Origin of the sequence: Arthrobacter sp. efr-133-R2A-63 (assembly GCF_030209795.1) — a bacterium.
Classification (GTDB): Bacteria; Actinomycetota; Actinomycetes; order Actinomycetales; family Micrococcaceae; genus Arthrobacter; species Arthrobacter bambusae_A.
This window is the reverse complement of sequence record NZ_JARVRG010000029.1, coordinates 42,435-64,303: the sequence shown is the minus strand read 5'-3', so window position 1 is coordinate 64,303 and position 21,869 is coordinate 42,435. Positions and strand designations below refer to the sequence as shown.

Below are 21,869 nucleotides of genomic sequence, written 5' to 3'. Positions count from 1 at the left end.
GCGTGGGCCGGGGCGACGCGGCCCCACGTGCACTCATTTCAGTGGTTAACAAGTACCCTGATCGTTAGTCGCCTGACTAATTGATTCGGACCGGTCGCTATGATACTTTGCAAATCACTGCTGGGGGTGAAGAGGAAATCCCAAGGCAAACGACCCGCTGAACGTCACGTCCGCCAGAGCTGCGAAGGTAGCGTGATCTAAATTGCGAGCAACACCGGAATCAGAAACAGGGCGATCCGCAACGGAGCGGCAGCCACTGGGGGCTGCAGAACGTCGAAAATGGTCGTCGCTGGTCCGGCAGGATCTTCAGAACACGGTTATTGAAGCGCTCGACGAACCGTCTTCGTACGGAGTGGTGGTGGTTGGCGCACCGGGCGTGGGCAAAGCGACCTTTGCCCGTTCGGTGGAGGCCCGGCTCACTCCAAGGACGCACGTACTGCACCTCCATGGCTCCACGGACGTCAACACCCCGTTCGGGGCGCTCGCCCATCTGGTCGCGAGGCTGCCGGCAGAGGCCGCAGATTCCCCCGGCGCGATCATCTACGGCATCTCGCACTTGATCAGTTCGGATGCCGCGGGACGCAAAGTGTTGTTGGTTCTCTCGGAACTTCCTGCGCTGGACAGCATGAGCACGGCCCTCCTGGTGCACTTGTTAATTAGCGGGACCGCAAAAGTCCTCGTCACTGTCCGCCAAGCCACGGACATGCCGGAAGACCTGATCAGGCTTTTGAAAGACGGCCTCCTCGACGAGGTCGAACTTCAGGTCTTTTCCCGCGCGGAAGTTGCCAAATTGCTGGGCGGCGTCCTGGGAAAACGGGTTACCGCAACGGCAGCGAGCGCTTTGCATGCATCCAGTGGTGGAAATCCCTTGGTTCTCCAAGCCATCGTCACCGAGCAGCTCCGCTCAGGCAACCTGCACCTGGCCGGCCAGGTTTGGGCAATGAAAGGCGAAATCCACCTTTCTTCCGCGGAAGTCCTGACAGACCTCGTCCGGTCGCGCCTGGCCCGGGAGAGTCCCGCGGTCCGGGAAGCCCTGGAGCTGCTTGCGCTCATTCGAACCGCCCCGCTCTCCGTACTGTTGGACGTGCTTGAACCTGAAGTGGTCGCGGAGATGGAGTGGTCCGGTTATCTCCGCATCGAACGGTCAGGTGCCCGCCGGGTGGCGCTGCGCGACGAGTACATGGGTGAGGTCATTCGAGGCTGGATGGACCTGCCACGGCGGAATGAACTGCGGCAGCTTGCCGCCGGGGTGATGGGCAGCATTACCCGGGACCTCGACGCCGAGGCGCTCCTGGGCTTTGCCTCTTCGACGCTGAACGTCCGCGAAACACTTGAACCGGCAGTGGCCCTGGCGGCCGCCACCGCGGCAAACAGGCAGTTCGATCCTTGGTTCGCTTTGGAATGCGCCCGGCAGATCGGTCGCGAGGACAAGGAATGGGTGGCTGCAGCCCAGCAACGCTGCGTTTCCCACGTCATTCTGGCCGAGCACGAGGCCGCGGTGGCCGCATTGAAGGACGTGGCGCCCGAGCAGCTCCGGCGCCTTCCGCCGTACGAATATGCGGACTATGTCCAGGAGCTCTGCAGTGCGCTGTTGTGGATTCCAGGCGGGCACCTCCAGATACCCGGCCTCATCGCCGAGGCCCAGGAAGATCTTTCCCGCCGGTCGCAGGAAGCCGGAGCGGATGGTACGGAAATTGAACGGGCATGCGGGATGCTCAGGCTCGCGCGTTTCGAGCTCCAGGTCCATCAGGGAGAGTATGCCGACGTTGCCGAAGCCTTGGAGCAGGAGTACAGGGACGGCCTCGATCTTGAGCAGCGGTTGAGCTGCGGGAGCCTGCTGACCATGGCCTGGGCGGTACTCGGCAGGGAAATGGAGGCCATCGAACTGGCGCGCGAGTTGAAGCACAAGATACAGCGCGCCAAGGCCCGCCCGCGGTTGCACAACTGGTTGTCCGAAGGCTTGTTCGCCGCACTCCTCTGCAGCGGACAGTGGGAAGAACTAGCACGGATGCTGACGGCTACCCTCGATCAGCAGCCAAAGAACATCCACTACCTTGGCGGCGCCGCCGAACTCGCACTGGGTGTTTCCTACACCTATGCCGGACGGGCCTCAGTTGCGATCGACACCCTGCTGGGGGCCCAGGCGCAATTGGAGATCAGGCGCAACTACTACGGACCCGTCCTGGCCTATTCCGCGCTCGCCTTTGCCTACGCCCAGGCCGGCGATGTCAAGGAATCCCGGACTTTCCTCGAGTTGGCCGAAAAAGGACAAGGCGAAACGGCGTGGTTCCCCGCGTGGATGGCCGAATTCTGCGTCAAGATGGCACGACGCTGGTTGAAGGATCCCGGGGCGAAACAGAGCCTCATCGAGTCGGCCAACCGTGACTTGGCGAAGGGGCGGATCACCACGGCATCCATCAGCCTCTTCGGCGCCACCGTCCACGGCACGGAGGAAGAGTTGTTGCTCCTGGAGCAGGTTTCGTCCCGCCGCCAAGGCAAGATGGCCGCGGTGAACCGGATGGTGGCGGAGGGAAGCCGCAAGAAGGACCCGAAGACGCTGCTTCTCGCAGCGTCCGTTGCCCAGGAACTGAGCCTGGATGCGGTGGAGTCCCGTTGTGCCGTCCTGGCCCTGGACATCGCCCGGGAAGCCGGCGATTCGGCGTCCGCCAGGCTGGCCCAGCAGCGGCTGGACCGGCTGGTCGGTACCGTGCCTGTGCTGCCCCTGGCCCCGCACACTTTCGGACCCGAACTGACCGAAAGGGAGCGTCAGGTTGCAAAGATGGCCAGTCAAGGGTTGAGTAACAAAGAGGTAGCCAACCAGTTGCAAGTTTCCGTCCGCACAGTAGAAGGCCACCTGTACCAAATCTTCACCAAAATGGGCATCTCATCGAGGAGCGAGCTTGAAGGAACCGCGCAGTCATGACAACGCTGCGGCGGTGCATGGCCATGCCGGAGAAGGCGACGCAAGACCGCCCGAACCGTGGATCGACTATGGGCATTTGCTTCCTGGAATTGCGGCAGCAATCCGTGCGGACGATTGTTCGGCCGTCTTCATCGTGGGTGATTCCGGTCTCGGCGCGTCATCGCTCCTGGCCCAGGTAGGCAACGTCTTCGGCGGGGACCTTGCGGTAGTCCCGATTCACGGGAGTCCCTCATTGTCCGCTGTCCCGTATGGGGTGTTGGCTCCGTTTCTTTCCCACCTCTCCCTTGCCGACATATCCTCCAGGGTCGCTGTGTTGCGCTCACTTTGGGATCACCTCGAGGGCATCCGCGTCGGTACCGGACCGGCTTTGCTGCTCGTCGATGACGCGCACTACCTGGACGATGCAACCTGCGCGATGCTGACGGAGCTTGTTCAGGCAGGATGGGCCAAAATCGTGGCCGCATGCGTTCCGCGGCCGGGAGTTCCGGGCCCGCTCCTGCGCTTGTGGCACGAAGGAACTGCCGAGTGGTTCGACCTGGAGCCCCTGACAGCAGAGCAGGGCCACGAATTGTGCGAGGCCCTCTTGGGGGGAATCGTCCTGAACAGCACAAGCCATGGGTTCTGGACCGAGGCAGGGGGCAACACCCTGCTTCTGAAGACCCTTGTGCGCGAAGCCGAGAGCTCGGGAACCCTCGTCCAGAGGCACGGGGTGTGGCTCAAGGCAGCCGCAACGCCTGTGCACACGGTGAAGCTCGAGGCTGTCGTCAAACTCCAGCTGATGCGTATTTCGGCCGCCGGCAGGGAAGCTTTGAACTTGATTGCCTTGGCGGAACCGGTGGACGAGACGTTGATTACCGTCGTGGCCGGAGAAGCGGCCGTGCAGGAGTTGGTGGACCAGCATTTGATCAAGCCCGCGGGCAATGGGTTGCCAACGCTTCGGCTCGTCAATCCGGTCTACGGAGAGGTGCTTCGCAGCATCGTCCCGGCAGCGCAGAGCCTTCAACTGCACCGGCAGCTGATCTCGCGCATGGATGTCTTGGAGGACAATCCGGATTCCTTGCTGAGGATGGTGACGTGGTCACTGGATTGCGGGGCGGATGTGCCCGATCGTCTCCTGATCCGGGCGGCTGTCCTTTCGGCGAGGCTCCTGCAGAGCGAGTCGGCGTTGCGCATGGCGACAGCGGTACGGGACCCGCAGTGGCAATCGATTGCCCAGGCGGTCTTGGCCAGGTCGTATTTCAATCTCGGCCGCCGGGACGAGGCCGCGACAGTCCTGGCACAAGGAACAGTCGACGCCGGCGCCTCCAACGTAGTTTCCGACAGCCTTCTTCGCGCGGTCACGCGGGCCGCCGTCGGGCAGTCCGCTTCCTTGATCCGGGCAGAAGGCGAGGCCCTGCGCGAATGGGGCGGACAGCAGCCCGGACTCGAGGGCCAGCGCTCGCAGGACGCGAAAGCCGCAGTGCCGCTCGCCGTCACCGTGATCGGGCTGCTGGCCGGCTCCGTGGACGGCGACTACCGGAAGATGGGCCCCGAACTGGAACGCGTGCTCCTCCAGACGGGAACCGTGGACGGCTCTTTGCCTCCGCTGTTCAAGGCCCTGGCGCTGGCCATGAAGTCCGAAATGCTCTGCGCGCTCGGCTGCGGGCGCCAGGGAAAGCAGTTGGTCCTCGAGGCCGCCGCCCTGGCCCAGCCCCAGGAGAACGACGTCTTCTTCGTCCCGGAGTTCATCTCCGCCCGCCTCGTCATTTGCGCCTTGGCCGTGGGCGACTGGGCGGAAGCGCAAAAGCTCCTCGACAGGTACTACGAAACATCGGGCGTCTCGATGGCGTCCTTCGGCGGAGCGGCCTACGTGGTTGCCGGGTACATCGCCATCAGGCAAGGAAAATCCAGCGACGCCTTGCCGTTGCTGACTGCGGGCCTCGAAGCCCTGAGGGACAGCGATCCGCAGAATCTCTTCGGACTGTGTGCCGCCATGGCTTTCTACACGGCAGCCGGCGCGGGCTTGCCTGAAGCCGAACGGTTCCAGGCGGACTACAAGGGCTGGGGACAACACAGCACCCACCTTCTCGCGGCACAGGCAAAGAGTTTTTTCGACGCCGCGCTCGAACTCCTCAACGCTGATGGCTCCGGCGTGGAAGCGTTGCAGCTCAACGCCGACAACGCGGCGAAGGAAAATGCCACATACCTTGAACTTCATGCCCTGGAGCTCGCGCTTGGCCTGGGAGACGCGAGCAGGCTGGAGCGGTTTTGTGAAACCGCAGCCGCCACCGAAGGCGAATGGGCGCAAGCGCTCGCGGAATACGGGCTCGCACTCAATTTCGGGGGTGCCGCGCGGTACCTCGCCGCAGCGGAGAAGCTGGAGGCTGCCACCATCTATCACCTGGCCGCCAAGGCCTATGGTTTGGCGCTGGGAGCATCGGACCGGGGCCACACCAAGGAGCTCAGCGCGGCGGCCCGCGCGGGGCTGGCGCGCTGCAACGAAGAACTGGGACACGGCAGGGAAGAAGCGCCGCACGACTCCATGGCTCCGAAGCTGACCAGGAGGGAATGGGACATCGTCAACCTGGCGGTCCAGGGCCTCAGCGACCGGCAGATCGCAGACACGCTCCTCATCTCCGTGCGCACCGTCGAGGGACATCTGTACCGGTGCTATTCGAAATTGGGGATCACCGGCAGGGACGAACTCGCGGGGGCTGCCGCCGTCGCGCAGGGAGCGTCGGGCACAAACTGAAGCCGGGAGAGGCAGCAGGGCAGTAGTAGCGTACTCTCGGTTCGAGCCGCAGCCACTGCCGCCGACGAGTACCCGCCGCCCGGGGCAGGGGTACTCACACCCGCATACGAGTATCCGGGGACATGAAAGTCGAGTACTCACTACTGGTGTAGGCCTGACGGCTAGCTGGTTAATTGGGGGGTGTCACCACTCGATCACTGGGGGTCTCGCTCATGTTGACAGCAGGCAGTGCATCTACGGTCCATGCCCCTCGGTCCGGGGGCGGGTCCCGGTACCAGGCGTTCGACGCGCCCTCGGCTCCGAACCAACATGACGGAGCCGAAGGCAAGCCGGTCATTCCGACCCTCTGGCCGCCGATCGGGCCCCGGGCCGATGTTGAGGACATTGCGCTGGCACTCGCGGCCTCCAAAGGTGGAGTGCTCGTCACAGGCCCGTCGGGGAGCGGCAAGAGCTACTTGACTACTCGTGCGGTGAACGAACTACGCGGGCGCTCATTCGTCGTCGTCATCCGCGGCAGCGCAGCGTTGGCCAGATCGCCCTACGGCGCCCTCAACATCCTTTTGAGCGATCTTGACCCGGGATACCTGGCCCATCCCGTCCTGGTGTTGTCGGCACTCACCAATTTGCTTCGTGAGCGCGCCGAGGGAAAACCGGTATACCTGGTCATTGAAAACGCGGCCGAGCTTGACGAGCTGGCGGCCATGACGGTTGCCCAACTCGCGAGGAACGGCACGGCCCAGCTTGTCCTCACCTGCACCGACCCGCAGCGGCTCTGCGGCGAGATCACCCGGCTTTGCGGCGATGGGTTCCTGCACCGGATAGACCTCAAAGCACTGACTTTCCATGAATCGCATGCCTGGCTCGAGGCCGGGCTGGGAGCCCAGGTCTCGCCGTCCGGCGCCCATGCCTTGTGGACGGCCAGCGGGGGCAACCCCCACTACCTCAAGATGCTCGCGGCGGAGCTCGGCGAGTCTGGTTCGCTCCTGAAAAGCGACGGCGTCTGGGTCCTGACGTCCCGGAGCGAACTGCACGGCAGGGCAATCACCGATCTCATCACCACACGGCTTGGGCGGATGGGGGCCGGTGAGCGCAAAGTCCTGGAGATCCTTTCCCTGGCCAGGGCCGTCCCCCTGGAATCCCTGCTGGCCATCGCATCGGCGGATGATGTGGATTCCCTTGAGAAAAGGAGCATCCTCGTCGTCGACGATTCGCTGCCCAGGATGGCTCACCTCCAGAGCCAGCTGGTGGGTGACGTGGTCCGCGCGAATGTTCCACCCGGCCGCAGCAACGAACTCCGCGGCTTGCTCCTGGAGTCCATGGATCCGGCCCTCGGGCAGCGCTCGATGTTGCTGTCCATGGCCGCGTGGGCATTGGACTGCGGAGCCACGTTGGGAAGGGAAGAAGCGCTTGAAGCTGCCGCAGTGGCGAATCGGCAACTTGATGCGCGGCTGGCCCTCCGCCTGGTCCGGAGCATTCCAGGCCACTCCTCGTTGCCCGGGGCAGTAGCCGAGGAAACCCGTGCGTTGATGACACTCGGCGACGTCGCCGGGGCCCGGGACGTGCTGAGGGCTCGCGTTGGTGGGTCCGGTGACGAAGCCCCCCTTGCCGAATGGGTCCGGCTCAAGCTATCGGAGGCTTCGGTTCTTCTGGCACTCCCCGAAACCACGGCGCAAGCGTGCGAGACCTTGGCGCATGTCCGTCGACGGCTCGACGACGAAGCGGCCAGAACCGCAAACGGCCCGGGCCTCGCCACACTGCGGGAGGAGCTTGTCCTGGCCGAATCGCAGGCGGCCAGCTATTCGGGTTCGTACGCCGAGATGGCGGCACGACTGGAAGAGGTACTTCAAGACTTTGAATCGCACGGCACGGAGTTCCGCCTCCTCGCCGGAAGCTGGCTGTGCGAGGCATGGGCCCTGACGGGACGGCAATCCGAGGCGGCGGACATGGCAGAACAGCTGATGGCTGACTGCCATGATCCGTCCGTATCCGTCGCCGCAGCCCGACGCGCCACATCGCGGCTGCGGTTCGCCTTCGTACTCGCCGGACGCTGGGACATAGAAGGGGAAATGGTCCAGCCCGGGGATGACCTCCTGGTTTCCGCCGCCGAGGCCCTCCCGACTGCCATCGATCTTCCCAAAGCGATCTTCCGGTGCATCCAGGGCCGTGGCCAAGACGGCCTGGAAGCTCTTATTCCGGTGATCAGCCAGCTGCGGGTTCAGGACAATGAAGGCATGCTGGATGTCGCCTGCACGGCGGCGGCCTACGCCTCCGCCTTGCAAGGCGGGCAAGAGCAGGCCCGGCATTACCTCAAGGAAGCATCCATCCAGCTGCGCAGGCCGACGTGGCGGAAGGAACGGACGAAGAGGTACCTCGCGGCTATGGCCCGGGATCGAATCGACGGCCCGGAGGCCGCCGTCGGGGAGCTCCTCCGCTTGGCCGACGCCGACCGGGACGAGGGTGCCCCGGGTCACGAGATCTTTTGCCTCAGTTCGGCCGTTCGGCTGGGCGCGGTGGCAGCCGCTCCGCGGCTGTTGGACTCGGCCCTGCGGTGCCAGGGACAGTTCGCCGAACTGTGCGTCGCGTACGCACGGGCCACAATATCCGGAAGTGCCGAGCTTCTTCTCGAGGCCGCGCGGTTGGCCGAAGACATGCAGAACGACAGGTTCGCCTTCGATATCGCGGAGACCGTGTTGCATCTTGACCACATCCAGTTGGACAAGGCGGTCCTGAGGAAGGCGCGGCAGCTCGCGGAGACGTGCCGGCAGCGCTTGCGCACACCGCAAAGCGGCAACCAAGAAGGACTCAGGCTCACTGCCCGCGAGTTGGAGATCGCCCGGCTGGCGGCGAACCGGGAGAGCAACAAAGGCATCGCCGCGAAGCTCCATGTTTCAGTACGCACGGTGGAGGGGCACCTCTACCAGATCTTCGGCAAGCTGAAAATCGTGGAACGCTCCGAGCTCAGCTTCGCCTTGGGCAACGTCGAAGGAGGTGCGAAATGACTGAGGTTCTCGCAGCAGATGCGCTCGTTGGTCGATTCAGCGTGATGGCAGCCGTCGTGGACTGCCTTCTCGATGCCAATGGCCCCGGGGTCCTGCTTTTCGGCGACGCGGGTATCGGCAAGACTGCACTGATTAACGAAGTGGTCCATGAATTGGGGCAGCGTGTCCGCCCTTTCAGGGTCTTTGCCGGTCCCACCCTGGCCTCGGTGCCGTTTGCTGCCTTGGCACCCTTGCTGACGGCCTTGACCCCCGGCCAGATCAATGAACCGTTGTCCGTCCTCAGGGCTGTGGTGGCGGCATTGAACCCGGCAGGCCAGCCGCATCCGGCACCAGCCGTCCTGATCGTGGAGGACGCGCACCACATCGACGACAGCAGCGTGGCTGTCCTGGCACAGCTGGCGGCAGCGGAAGCCGCCAAAGTCGTGTTCTTGTGCCGGCCGTATCCTGCCCCGCCAGCCGAGGTTTTCTCGATGTGGTCCGAAGGGCTCGTGGACCGGTTCGACCTGCAGCCGCTCAATGAGCAGGAAGTCAACCAACTTTGCACCCAGGCATTGGATGCGCCAGTGGTGCAGGGCACCAGCGCGGTCCTCTGCAAGTACTCCGGCGGAAACCCGATGTTCCTGCTGGAACTCATCGAGCACGCCAAGTCGCTGGGCCAGTTGGTGTGCCGCAACGATGCCTGGATGCTTTCGGGCGAGCTTCGGGGGACCAGCGTGCGCCTCATGGACCTCGTGCGGAACCAGATCCTGATGCTGGGAGCCGCGCAGCGGGAAACCCTGGAAACGGTGGCACTCGCGGAGCCGGTCCCGCTGAGCGTCGTGCAACAGGCCAGCGACTCCACGGCTGTGGACGAACTGCAGGAGCTGCATTTCATCGAGATCGCATCAGACCCCGCCCGGCATGTCCGGCTGGCCCAGCCGCTGGTGGGCGAAGTGATCCGCCAGCTGGTCCCGACCGCCCACAGCATGACCATCCGGCGGCGCATCGTGGACCTCATGGATGCCAAACCGCAGACCATGGACGGACTGCTGCGCTATGTCTCCTGGGGATTGGAATCGGGCACCGAGGTCCCGGACTCCGACATCCTGGAAGCAGCCCAGCTGGCCAACCGCTTGTTCATCCCCAGCTACGTGGAACGGGTAGCCGGCGCAATCAAGGATCCTTCCCTGCGGCTGGCAGCCCAGGTGGAGGTGGCACGCGCCAAATGGTACCGGGGCGACATCAGGGGATCGGTGTCCTCGCTCGCCGGAGTGGTGGACAGGACAAATGACCCGCGGACGGTCCGTCAGGCATCGATGTTGGCGGCCCAGCTTGCCGGACGTCAAGGCGTCGGGCCGAACGCCATCAAACAGGCAGCATACGAATGGGAGGCAGCCCTGGCCCGGCTCGCCGAATCCCGTCAAGGCATCGACCCTGATGACCTGGAACGCGGGAAGCTGGGAAGCCGGCTCCTCTCCTTGGAAGGCCTCCAAGCCGAAGGCCACTACATCGAGACGGAGCGTGAGCTCCGCCAGATCTGGAAAGAAGCGGACGACGACGAGTCCCGCCTCGTGTCGGGTACCCTCCTCGCAGAGGCCATGGCGGTCACGGGACGGCCGGTTTCGGCCATCCAGATTCTGATGGAGATACAGGAGATGGTTGCCACCAGCGGCGACTGGAGCCTCCAGTACGCGGGGATGGTGATGCGCCGCTACATCCTTGCCCTGCAACAGGCCGGTGAGTTCGGCGCTCTTGAAACCTTTCTCAAGAACCACGTTTCCCAAGCACCGAACTCCCTGATCTATTCAGGCGGGATGTTCCATCTGGCTGCAGGAATGGTTGACCTGCGCCGGGGAGACCTGGGGGTGGCGCTGCCAAGGCTTCGGCAGGCGGTCAGCATGCTGCGGGTCTCCGATATGGGAAGCGACCTGCCCGACGCCGTTGCTGCCGCCGCGTACGCGGCGTCGATCCTGAAGCGCCGGGACACTGCGATGACGTACTCAAGCGAATACGACGCGTTGGTCCGGGAAGGCGTGCATCCGTCGCTCCTGGCGCAAGGCCATGCGGCCGTAGCGCGGGCCGAACATACCGGAACGCAAACGGCGATCGCGAGACTGATGGCCCTTGCGGATTCCGCGGCTGCGGACGGAGCGATCGGCGCTGAGATCGACATCCTCATGTTGGTCCTTCGGCTCGGAGACCCTGGTGTGGCACGCCGGCTGACGGCCGTAGCGGAAGGCAGCGAAGGCCGCACTGCGGAGTTTGCCCTGAGCGTCGGGCTTGCCCTCGCGCACAAGGACGCGGACCGCCTGATTGAGCTGAGCGACTCGGCAGCCAGGGACGGCTTGGAGCTCGCCGCAGCCGACTGCGCCAGCCACGCCCTGCGCATCCTTGAAAGCAGGGGCGACAAGGCACGCCAGCTCGAGGGCCAGCGGCTCCTCAAGCGCCGCACGGCCGCCCTCGACAAGGCCGGTCCGGCCGTTGACGGGGGCTCCCCGGATCTCCAGAAACTGACCCGGCGCGAACAGGAAATCGCAACGCTGGTGCAGTCGGGATCGAGCAACAAGGACATTGCGCTGAGCTTGGGCCTGTCATTGCGCACCGTTGAGGGTCACCTGTATCGAATGTTCGCCAAGCTGGGCATCAGCCACCGGGAAGACTTGATGAACGGCGCCCACGGCACGCAGGGCCAGGGCTAGCCGCGGACGCAACTGTCCTGGCCCCGGCGATGGGTGAGCGCTTCCCCGAAGTCTCCTTCCGCCGTCGTCCGCTGCGGTAAAGGGCCCGAGGCCCAAAAGCGAGTACTGAATCGAGTGGTTAAAAGCGCTCGGACGGGTAGTCAATGGCCTCGGAAGGGACCGCGCATCCAAAGACGGGTAGAGCCCACTCGCGCCCGCCCTAGGGGTTCGTTAATACGCTTTTCCTGATGGCAACCGCCACTCAATTGGGGATAAGTGGGTCTCGAGATGAAACGCAGGAAGAATTCTTTGCTACAGGAAAACCACCCGGTAATCCAGCGAGAAATCAACTCCAATGCAACCGGGCGCACGCATTCGGCGGGTACCCCCACAATCGAGCCGGCGGCGGGCGGTCATGTGCCCTCTGAGACCAGGGCACGTCCCGTTTCGTCGCCGGCTTTCTTTCACACTGGAGACAACAGGCACCGGGAGGTCGACTGACCATGGCACCGAACACGAAGGTAAAGACCCTCAAGGCAGAGCCCAGCGGGAGCTCGCAGTCCTTGCACACACAGGCGCCGGCATGGCCGGAGGGCGCAGGAACACGGGCAACCACGCAGGACCAGGCTTTTACTTTCGACGTGGCGATCGTGGGCATGGGCTACGTCGGCCTGCCCACCGCACTGGCGATCAACGCCTCGGGCCGGCGTGTTCTTGGCCTCGACGTGTCCGACGCCCGCCTGGCCGTGATCCGCGAGCAACGGGCAGATCTCCTGGACTCGGACAAGGAGCGGCTCAGGAACGCGTTGCTGGACCCGACCTTCATGCTGAGCAGCGACTTGTCGTTGCTTGCCCGCGCGGCGGCAGTGGTTGTCTGCGTTCCCACTCCCGTCGACGAGTACTTGGTTCCGGACCTTGGCATTCTCCGGTCCGCGTGCGCTTCGGTGGTCGATTTCGCGACCACCGGCCAGTTGCTGATGCTGACCTCGACAACGTACGTAGGATCCACCCGGGACCTTCTGGCTTTGCCCTTGGCTGCCAGGGGACTCATTCCGGGGCGTGATGTGTTCGTGGCCTTCTCGCCCGAGCGCATCAACCCCGGCGTGGACTCGTTCTCCCACGAAGACGTCCCGCGGGTAGTCGGCGGCGTGACCCCGGCCTGCGGCGAAGTCGCCGAACGGCTTCTGAGCGCCAGCACCAAGCTGGTTCACGTGGTGCCGTCGGCGGACGTTGCCGAAATGACCAAGCTGGTGGAAAACACCTTCAGGGCCGTCAACATCGCCTTGGCGAACGAGTTCGCCGACATCTGCCACGAACTCAACATGGAGGTGATGGACGTCATCGATGCGGCTTCCACCAAGCCCTACGGATTCATGGCGTTCACCCCTGGTCCCGGAGTCGGCGGGCACTGCATACCGTGCGACCCCCACTACTTGCTGTGGCAATTGCGCAAAGCCCGCTTGACGGCCCCCGTGATCGAACAAGCAATGGCCGGCATTGCGGGCAGGCCGCACCAGGTGGTCGAGAAGGCCCGGCGAATCCTCTCCGACCGCAACCACGGTGTTGCCGGTGCCCGCGTCATGGTCCTCGGGGTTGCGTACAAGCCCGACGTCGAAGATCTCCGGGAATCCCCGGCGTTGGAGATCATCGCCGCCCTGATCGCCGACGGTGCGGAAGTGGCATTCTCCGACCCTTGGTGCCGGACAGCTCCGGACGGTCACGGCGGGACACTCGAGTCCGAGCAATCGCCGGAGGACTGGGGTGCGGATCTGGTGATCCTGCACACGAGGCACAGCCAGATGCAACTTGACTGGCTGGCCGAAGCACCCGCAGTCCTGGACACGACGTACCGCTTGCCCAAAGCCGACAACGTAACCCGACTCTAGATCCACCAGGTTTTCCGACGGAAGCAGGAGTAATGAAAACAGCAATAACCGGCGGTGCCGGGTTCATAGGAAGCCACCTCGTTGAGCACTTGTTGGCGGCAGGGGACGAAGTCGCCGTGCTGGACAACTTGTCCACCGGACGCTTGGAGAACCTCAAAGGCGTCATCGGCCACAGGAACTTCCATTTCATCGAGGGAACCATTCTCGACCGCGACGCGGTGGACAAAGTCGTGGCGGGTTCCGACAGGGTCTTCCACCTGGCCGCCGCGGTTGGCGTGAACCTGATTGTCGACCACCCGTTGGAGAGCCTCCGCACGAACATCCATGGCACCGAAGTGGTCCTGGACTCGGTCCTGGAATCGGGTGCCTCGCTGCTGCTGGCCTCCACAAGCGAGATCTATGGCAAGAACACCTCGGACAGCCTCTCGGAGGAAGCGGACCGCATCCTGGGGTCTGCGCTCAAATCCCGGTGGACCTACGCCGCGGCCAAAGGCATTGACGAAGCATTCGCCCACGCATACTGGCGCCAATTCGGCTTGCCGGTTGCCATTGTGAGGCTCTTCAACACAGTCGGTCCGCGGCAGACGGGCCGCTACGGAATGGTTGTTCCACGACTGGTCCGCCAGGCGCTCGCCGGTGAGCCCCTGACGGTCTATGGAGACGGCCACCAGACGAGGTGCTTCTCCTACGTCGGCGACATCGTTCCGGCCATCGTCCGCATTTCCGAGGAGCCGCTTGCCTACGGAAATGCCTACAACCTCGGCGGCAGCTACGAGATTTCCATCCTGACGCTGGCCCAAAGGATAGTCGAACTCCTCGGCAGCGACAGCGCCATCACCTTGGTGCCCTATGAGCAGGCGTATTCGGAAGGCTACGAAGACATGCGCCGGCGGGTTCCGGACAACAGCAAGTCCCTCGGGCTTGTCGGCTTCGACCCGAAGACCACCTTGGATGAAATCATCCGCAACGTCGCAGCCGACTACAAGCCGGCAAAAGTCCTGGATCCCGCGGGATGGAAGATCACCCTCGCATCGTGATGCGTGGGCAATGAAGCCGCCGACCGTGCGGCGTCATTCAACTGAAGTCGTTCAACTGAAGAAGCAGCACAAAAGGAAAGGCTGAGTGCAAATGCAACGTGTTTGGGGGGCGTCCTTGTCTCAACCTCGCCACAGGGCCCAACGTTTGAGCCCTGCCGGAAAACCGCGTTGGCTCGCCGGCGTTCTGAGCGTCTTGATGTCAGCGTCTGTTTTCGGGATAGCGATACCGGCCGCGCACGCGGCGCCGAACACCATTATCACCCTGACGTTCGACGACGCCAACGCGGACCAGATCCCCGCCGCGGCCATCCTCAAAAGCAACGGGCTCAAAGGGACGTTTTTTACGCCGTCCGGCTTCCTCAACGCTCCGAACTACATGACGACGCAGGAAGCGCTGGCGTTGCAGGCGGACGGCAACGAGATAGGCGGCCACACCGTCACCCACCCGGACCTGGCCCAGATGGGTCCGGACGAGGTCAAACGCCAGATCTGCAATGACCGGGTCAATCTCACCAACATGGGATTCACCGTCACCAACTTCGCGTACCCCTTCGCGTCCCTCACCCCGGCGGTGGAGAGCACTGTTGCGGCCTGCGGATACAACAGCGCCCGCGGGCTCGGAGACCTTGAAAGCGTTGTGCCCGGGAGCGCTGGACTTGGATTCGCTGAGACCCTTCCTCCCGCCGATCCCTATGACACGAAGGCCCCGGACGAAGTGGACAACACCTGGACCTTGGCCGACCTGAAGAACCTGGTCACCAAGGCCGAGCCGGGCGGCGGCTGGGTCCAGGTGACGTTCCACCACATCGGCACCGGCATTGATCCAACGTCGGGAATCGCTGATCCGCTGACGGTATCCACCACGCTCTTCACCCAGTACGTACAGTGGCTGGCCGCGGAGAAGGCCGCCGGGCGGATCGCCGTCCAAACAGTGCAAGAGACACTGGGCGGCGCGTTCAAGCCGGTTGTCGCGGGGCCGGCCGCACCGCCTCCCGTTACCGCGGGGAACCTCGTCAAGAACGCCAGCATGGAAACCGCCGGGCCGGTGGCCTCTGGACTGCCGCAGTGCTGGGCCCAAGGCAGCTATGGCAGCCACACCGCGACCTTCACTACCGCGACTCCAGGCCATGGAGGCACCACCGGGACGCACGCCGAGCAGCTGGTGATGTCCGCCTATGTCAGCGGGGACGCCAAGCTCTTGCCTACCCTCGACCTGGGCGAGTGCGCACCGAGTGCTACCCCCGGCCACACCTACGAGATGAAGGCCTGGTATACCTCGACGACCACCACCCAATTCGAACTGTATTACCGCACCGGGCTGGGCACCTGGACGTATTGGACCGCCAGCCCGTATTTCCCGGCATCCACTTCCTGGGCCCATGCCACCTGGACCTCGCCGGCACTTCCCGCCGGTGCCTCGGCCATCAGTTTGGGCTTGAACCTGCTCGGCAACGGAACGCTGACCACGGATGATTTCGAACTCTATGACAGTGCAGGCATCAAGCATTTCACGGACGTCACTCCTACCGCGGCCTTCTATGACGAGATCAGTTGGCTGTCGAACAATTTGATTTCGCAGGGTTGGCCGGATAATACCTACCGTCCTCTCACGTCAATCACCCGCGATGCGATGGCCGCGTTCCTTTACCGGTTCTCCGGAAGCCCTGCGGTGCCGGCCAACGCTCCCACGTTCTCCGACGTTCCTCCCGGCGCTCCGTTCTACAACGAGATCCGGTGGCTGGCTTCAACAGGGATCACGAAAGGCTACCCGGACGGAACCTACCACCCTGGTGAAGCCGTCAGCCGGGCCGCGATGGCCGCCTTCCTCTACCGTCTCAAGGGCAGTCCGGCCGTGCCGGCGAACGCACCGACCTTCTCCGATGTACCGGCAGTCGCTCCGTTCTACAACGAGATCCGGTGGTTGGCGTCCACAGGCATCACCACCGGCTTCCCGGATGGCACGTACAGGCCAACCACGGCGATCAACCGCGACGCCATGGCTGCTTTCCTGTATCGCTACAACATCGATTTCCCGAAAGGCTGACGGCGGCTCGTCCTGAGGGACGGCGGGCGGGGATTTGCCAGGCAATTTCCGGTGAACCCCCACCCAAGGCCACGTACACTGCGAGAAGCACCCGAGAAAGGCCTCTAGGGGAGTGAATGGTGAATACGGCGAAATCGACGGTCAAGCGTTGGAAACGCCCAGCCGTCTGCTGTGCATTTTTCCTGGCCCTGCTGACGGCAGCCTGCACAGGACCAAGCCCGGCACCGAGTCCGAGCCAATCAGCCGGCCGATATCCCTGGCACACCGGGATTGTGTCCACGACGTTTTGGGTCGGCGAGATCTTTGATCCCAATGCTGCGGACGGCAGCCAAGTGGTTTCGACCTACGACTCCCAATGGATGCAGAGCTACGGAGGCTGTGATGGCGTGGTGACGAACGGCTGCCAGACCGAGGCGAGAACGCCGGCCAAAGGATATGCGCCAACCAGCATGACTCCGAAACAGAACCCGTTCTACCTCGATCTTCCTTTTGACGACGTCAACGATCCCGTCGCTTTTGCGGAACGGGCCAGCGTCATCCCCTGGGCCAACGACCCTGGTTTCGCGGGCAACGCCCAGAACCGTTCCTTCAGCTACATGAAGAACCAATGGGTCAGGATCCGGCTGGGCAACCGCGAATGCTATGGACAGATCGAAGATGCCGGTCCGGGCCAGTATCACGACAAGGACTACGTTTTTGGTTCGAATGATGCGCGTCCGGCCAACAAGAACTTCAACGGAGCCGGCATGGATGTCTCACCTGCGCTTAACGGGTGCCTCGGTTTCTCCGAGCTCGATGGCGAGTCGGACAAAGTCGACTGGCAGTTCGTGCCGCGGGACCAGGTTCCGGCGGGACCATGGCTCAACATCGTCACGGTAAGCCAAGTGAAGTAGGCCGCGCCGTCCAAGCAATCCGATAAAAGCAGTCCCTCGAAAACTGGAGGTATCCATGCAGTGGCTCAAGAAGCTGTTCCAGCACGGCAATGGCCGGCACCTCGCCCGGCCGGCCGAGGCCAAGAACCAGGGCAGGGTGGAACGTCCCGGCCCCGCATGATCCCTGGTCGACCGGCTTGCCGGCCTACCGCCTGGGTGGTCGATCCGCCTACCGGTTGATCTGCGGGGTCACGGCAGTTTGGCGCGGAATCCCGCCCCCAACACATCGGAGAAGCGTTGGGTGCCTTGATCGACGCCGCTGCAAACGTGGCTGGCCGTGTCCTCCGGCATGTCCTGCGGGCACGACATGTCCCGGTTGAGGGACCACATGGACACTCTTTGAACCCCTTTGCTGATGGCGAAGGAGTTCAATCCCCGGGCGGCGTCGAGGTCAAACACTTCGCCAGGGAGGTCGTTCCGGCCGATCATGGGGGTCAATCCCATTTTTCCCCAGATCTGCTCGCTGTTGAGGGTCGTCCCTGCGCGCTGATAGATGATGCTGAGCTGATCGTGGGTGGACTGGGCCGCCGACGTTCCGGCATCGAGCATGCTTTGCGACGGACTCCGGCTTGAACCGTAGTTCATGGTCATGATGTTGACGCCGGACAGCTGGACCCCGGCGGCGAGCATCTGGTCAACGGCCGAGGTTCCGGCGTCGGTCAGTCCTTGCGGGGTGACCGGAAGGGTCAGCCAAATTGACAGGGCGTGTCCTTCCTTGATCCGCTCCTTCTGGAGGGCCGCGATCGCTGACGCGCGGCGCTGCCATGCTGCGCTGTCCGCCAGGTTGTCGCCCTCGATGTCGAAGTCGATGGTTGCGGGGTTGTAGCGCTCCAGGACGGCCCGGTAGGCCCTTTCCAAATCTGCTGCGTTCTGGCAGGAGTTGGCGAGCTCGCTGTTCACTGAGCCGCCAAAGGACACGGCGAAGGCGCCGCCATTCGACCGCAGCTTGGCGATCCGGTCCTCGAGCTTGAGCGAGGTCTTCGCCGCATCGAGGCTGTAGGTGCTACCCCAACTCGGTGTGCACGCCTGTCCAGACAATGCCACCACAAACGCCAGGGTGACATTCTTGGTGCCCTCGCCCGCGGGTGTCTCGAAGGGGTACTGGGGGACGACGGTGACGTCGACGTAGCCGGAAAACCACGGGGGCTCGAGGGAGCCGTTTGCGTCGGTCGTAAACCGCCACACGAGGATGCCTCCCATCCCCACCACCACAAGGACCGCGGCAATGCAGGCCCGGGCGAAAGCCGACAGCCGGCGGCGGGGTCCATTGGCCGGGGTGGGCAAGCCACGAACCGCCCGCCGGGCGCGCGCCCCGGCCGCAACACGCGTGCCGCTTGCCTGTTTCCTGGACACGCTCTCCCGCCATCCTTAACCCCGACTGCCCTGATTGCACCATTTGACCACGAACAGATCGGATTCGCCCCTGCTCCCACCCGGCTTTTGTCCCCGTGGGTTTCGGCGCGTAGCGGACGAGTAGTGGCGTTGTCCGGACGTCAAGGTTGAGTGTAAAGACGGGTAGAGGCTACTCGTGTCCGCCGTCGCCCTGATTCATAGGCTGATGCTGTCAGTTGGTTGAGGGCAACGGGGGAAAGACAGGTCTCACAATGGAAACGGACGCTCTGGTCCGAGCGGCATCAGGACACGGCGGATTAATCCGAGAAGGCGTTTGCCTGGAGTTCGAGCCTGTTTTTGGGGGAACCATCACGGATCCTCCCATGGACCCAGCGCCAATTGATGGAGCTGCCCGACGGCAGTGCGCCCTCGCAGAGAGGGCCCCTGAACGGGGGCCGGTGGTGAATAAGCCTTTGAGACCGAGGCTTCCCCCAGTCGCCACCGGCCCCTTCAGGAAAACCGGCAGCGCGGGTTGGCGATGAGTGCCCGGGGGAAGGGCATGGCATCCGGCCCGGTTCGCACGTCGAGGAAACGGGCGGGCTTATGGGCTGTCTCCTGGGTGTCGGTACTGCTCCTGCTGACGGGCGCCACCTCGCTGATCAACGGAAACCAAGTTCCTGCCGGCGGCTCCGCGAACAGCAGCCCCACACCTTCTGCCGACCCGCTCTCGTCCGTCAGCTTGACGTTCGATGCGGGCCGGGCAAGCCAGATGGATGCGGCCAAGATCCTGAAGGAGCACGGCCTCCGGGGAACCTTCTTCATCGATTCGGGCTTTGTCGGCGCACCCGACTACATGACGGTAGACAATCTCCACACCCTGGCCGCGGACCAGAATGAAATCGGCGGCCATACCGTCACCCTTGCCGATGTGACGTCGGTGGAACCGGACGAAGCGTCGAGGCAGATCTGCAACGATCGGGCGAACCTTACCGACTGGGGCTTCAAGGTCACTTCCTTTGCCTATCCGTTTGCGGCGTCGACGCCGAAGTCGGAGGAATTGGTGGCCGCATGCGGCTACAACAGCGCGCGGGGCCTCGGCGAGATCACCACCCCCGTTGACTGCGTGGGTTGCGCGGCAGCAGAAACCGTCCGCCCCGCCGACCCCTTCCGGACACGGGCAACATCGGAGGTCGGCAGCAACTGGACGCTGGCAGACCTTGAGGCGACCGTGGCGCAGGCCGAAAAGGCCGGAGGCTGGTTGCAGCTCACCTTCTACGACATCGATAACAGCGGCAGTCCCCGCTCCATCAGCCCGGCTTTGTTCGAGCAGTTCGCCACATGGCTGGCGGCCAAGACCCAACAAGGGACCATGGCCGTGCGCACGATACATGACGTGATCGGCGGCGTGGCGAAACCGGTGGTGAACGGTCCCGTGGCCGCGCCGGCAGCACCAGGACAGAACGCCATTCGGAATCCGGGGCTGGAGATCGCTGGAAAGTATGGCTTGCCGCAATGCTGGCAGGTGTCGTCCTACGGCAGGAACGCCGTGGTCCTGAGCACTTTGACCCCGGGACACACCGGCGCGGTGGCCCGACGCCTGGACGTGACCGAATACTCCTCCGGTGACGCCAAACTGCTTCCCGTCCTCGACCTCGGCGCCTGCGCTCCGAGCGTGAGCACTGGCCACAGCTATTCGCTGAGGGCTTGGTACCAGTCCACCGCGAAGACCCAATTTGAAGTGTATTACCGCAACAAGCTGGGCACGTGGACCTATTGGACAGCCAGTCCGTGGTTCGCGGCCAACACCAGTTACGAGCAGGCGGTCTGGGAAACGCCGCCCGTGCCGGCAGGAGCCGAGGCCATCAGCTTTGGAATGAACCTCTTCAGTGATGGCCAGCTTGCTACCGATGACTACGAAATGTACGACACAGTTGGAGCTCCGTCGCCGTGATAGTTCTTTCGATCTTTTTGGTTCTGGGGGTAAGCACGATCTTTTGGTCGCTTGCCGGTCTGATCCGTTTGGCGGGTGAGGAGTCGTGGCGTGCCCGGGGCTTGACTTACCGGATCCTCGGGTGGATCGCCATGCTGCGCGGCCGCAAGGCGCCGATCCCTCGACGTCAACGGGCCCGCCATCGTTCGAAGGGAGTGCGTATCTCCCCGTCGAATGTCGCGGTCCTCGTGGCCGCCCACAACGAGGCCTTGGTCATCAAGGACACAATCCTCGCCGCGTCCGCGCTGGTTCCCCGACGCAACATCCACGTCGTTTCGGACATGTCCACTGACGACACCGCGGCCATTGCCCGGGCCGCCGGGGTGAAGGTCCTGGACCTTGAACCGAACCGTGGCAAGGCTGGCGCGCTCGCAGCGGGCATCGCCCATTTCGATCTCTGCAAGCGGTTCAAGGTGGTCATGCTCCTGGACGCGGACACCCGCCCGACGCCGGATTACCTCGAAACAGGGCTCCCGCTGTTTGATGATCCCACCGTGGTTGCCGTCGCGGGACGCGCCAAGTCGATCATGAGCCCGGCGCCTCCGACGGCGATCGGCCGCTTCCTGGTGGCCTACCGGGAGCGCTTGTACATCGTGGTCCAATTGCTGCTCAAATACGGGCAGGCAGCCCGCGGAGCCAATGTCGTCTCCATCGTGCCTGGATTCGCCAGCATGTACAGAACCAGTGCGCTCGCGAAAATCGAGGTCCTGGCGCCCGGACTGGTGATCGAAGACTTCAACATGACGTTTGAGATCCATGCAAAAAAACTGGGACGGATTGCATTCCATCCCTCTGCCGCCGTTGCGTACACCCAGGATCCGGACAACCTGAAGGACTACATCAAGCAAGTGCGTCGATGGATCCTCGGCTTCTGGCAGACCGTCCGCCGGCACGGCCTGCAATTCAGCAGATTCTGGTTTGTGCTCGGGCTGTACATTGTTGAGCTCGTGGCCAGCTGCCTCTTCTTCGTGCTTCTGGTGCCGGCTTTCCTGCTGTCGTCCCTCGCGGCCATCGAGGTGTGGATCTTTGGAAATAGATCGGACGTCTTTGTCTTCCTGTCGGGTGTCCTGCGGCCCCAGGACGTCCTGATCGGCGTCTTCCTGCCTGACCTTTTCCTGACGGTCCTTGCCGCAGTTTCGATGCGCAACCCGCGCTTTTTGTTGATGGCTCCCTTGTTTCCGCTGATGCGGATCCTGGACGCAGTGATCTGCCTCCAGGTCTTGCCCAGGGCGTACTCGTCGAGTTCATCGGGAGTCTGGGTCAGCCCGGTCCGGAGAATCCAACGCCAATCCCAGGAGATCGCGACGCCGGGGCCTTCCGTCGTGCGGACCGGCTAAG

At 63.7% G+C, this 21,869-nt stretch carries 11 protein-coding genes; 10 read left to right on the top strand and 1 reads right to left on the bottom strand.

The window, feature by feature from the left end:
* The first annotated feature begins 358 nt into the window (after positions 1–358).
* The 8 genes from QRN45_RS16050 (at position 359) to QRN45_RS16015 (ending at position 17,170) form a co-directional block, all read left to right on the top strand.
* Positions 359–2,923: a helix-turn-helix transcriptional regulator gene (locus QRN45_RS16050; protein ID WP_264637576.1), complete on the top strand. Its 2,565-nt coding sequence runs from the start codon at positions 359–361 to the stop codon at positions 2,921–2,923.
* A complete protein-coding gene (locus QRN45_RS16045; RefSeq protein WP_284763978.1) occupies positions 2,901–5,654 on the top strand; it encodes a LuxR C-terminal-related transcriptional regulator in 2,754 nt (917 codons plus the stop codon). Before QRN45_RS16050 ends, QRN45_RS16045 begins: the two co-directional genes overlap by 23 nt.
* Positions 5,655–5,866: 212 nt before the next feature.
* A complete protein-coding gene (locus QRN45_RS16040; RefSeq protein ID WP_284763977.1) occupies positions 5,867–8,653 on the top strand; it encodes a helix-turn-helix transcriptional regulator in 2,787 nt (928 codons plus the stop codon).
* Positions 8,650–11,331 carry a helix-turn-helix transcriptional regulator gene (locus QRN45_RS16035; protein WP_284763976.1) on the top strand — a complete coding sequence of 894 codons (2,682 nt, stop codon included), beginning with the start codon at positions 8,650–8,652 and terminating at the stop codon, positions 11,329–11,331. Before QRN45_RS16040 ends, QRN45_RS16035 begins: the two co-directional genes overlap by 4 nt.
* 482 nt (positions 11,332–11,813) lie before the next feature.
* Positions 11,814–13,196: a nucleotide sugar dehydrogenase gene (locus QRN45_RS16030; protein WP_241707975.1), complete on the top strand. Its 1,383-nt coding sequence runs from the start codon at positions 11,814–11,816 to the stop codon at positions 13,194–13,196.
* 32 nt (positions 13,197–13,228) lie between these two features.
* On the top strand, positions 13,229–14,233 hold the full coding sequence (locus QRN45_RS16025; protein ID WP_078105892.1) for a dTDP-glucose 4,6-dehydratase: 1,005 nt from the start codon (positions 13,229–13,231) through the stop codon (positions 14,231–14,233).
* A gap of 196 nt (positions 14,234–14,429) precedes the next feature.
* Positions 14,430–16,277 carry an S-layer homology domain-containing protein gene (locus QRN45_RS16020; protein ID WP_264637581.1) on the top strand — a complete coding sequence of 616 codons (1,848 nt, stop codon included), beginning with the start codon at positions 14,430–14,432 and terminating at the stop codon, positions 16,275–16,277.
* A 449-nt stretch (positions 16,278–16,726) separates the two neighbouring features.
* A complete protein-coding gene (locus QRN45_RS16015) occupies positions 16,727–17,170 on the top strand; it encodes a hypothetical protein (RefSeq protein WP_241707973.1) in 444 nt (147 codons plus the stop codon).
* A gap of 228 nt (positions 17,171–17,398) precedes the next feature.
* Here the strand turns inward: QRN45_RS16015 and QRN45_RS16010 are convergent, their stop codons facing one another.
* Positions 17,399–18,562, bottom strand: a complete 1,164-nt coding sequence (locus tag QRN45_RS16010; RefSeq protein WP_241707972.1) for a chitinase — start codon at positions 18,560–18,562, stop codon at positions 17,399–17,401.
* Between the two features lie 538 nt (positions 18,563–19,100).
* Here QRN45_RS16010 and QRN45_RS16005 point away from each other — a divergent pair.
* Together QRN45_RS16005 and QRN45_RS16000 are read left to right on the top strand one after the other, a co-directional pair.
* Complete coding sequence (locus QRN45_RS16005) at positions 19,101–20,492, top strand: polysaccharide deacetylase family protein (RefSeq protein ID WP_284763971.1); 1,392 nt, start codon at positions 19,101–19,103, stop codon at positions 20,490–20,492.
* On the top strand, positions 20,489–21,868 hold the full coding sequence (locus tag QRN45_RS16000; RefSeq protein WP_078105889.1) for a glycosyltransferase family 2 protein: 1,380 nt from the start codon (positions 20,489–20,491) through the stop codon (positions 21,866–21,868). The genes QRN45_RS16005 and QRN45_RS16000 overlap by 4 nt, the downstream gene beginning before the upstream one ends.
* Position 21,869: the final 1 nt, after the last annotated feature.

Bases quoted from the DNA above. Each gene is read 5' to 3' on its own strand.
- QRN45_RS16040 (WP_284763977.1), top strand. From the start codon at position 5,867: ATGTTGACAGCAGGCAGTGCATCTACGGTCCATGCCCCTCGGTCCGGG.
- QRN45_RS16035 (WP_284763976.1), top strand. From the start codon at position 8,650: ATGACTGAGGTTCTCGCAGCAGATGCGCTCGTTGGTCGATTCAGCGTG.
- QRN45_RS16030 (WP_241707975.1), top strand. From the start codon at position 11,814: ATGGCACCGAACACGAAGGTAAAGACCCTCAAGGCAGAGCCCAGCGGG.
- QRN45_RS16025 (WP_078105892.1), top strand. From the start codon at position 13,229: ATGAAAACAGCAATAACCGGCGGTGCCGGGTTCATAGGAAGCCACCTC.
- QRN45_RS16020 (WP_264637581.1), top strand. From the start codon at position 14,430: ATGTCAGCGTCTGTTTTCGGGATAGCGATACCGGCCGCGCACGCGGCG.
- QRN45_RS16015 (WP_241707973.1), top strand. From the start codon at position 16,727: ATGACTCCGAAACAGAACCCGTTCTACCTCGATCTTCCTTTTGACGAC.
- QRN45_RS16005 (WP_284763971.1), top strand. From the start codon at position 19,101: ATGGCATCCGGCCCGGTTCGCACGTCGAGGAAACGGGCGGGCTTATGG.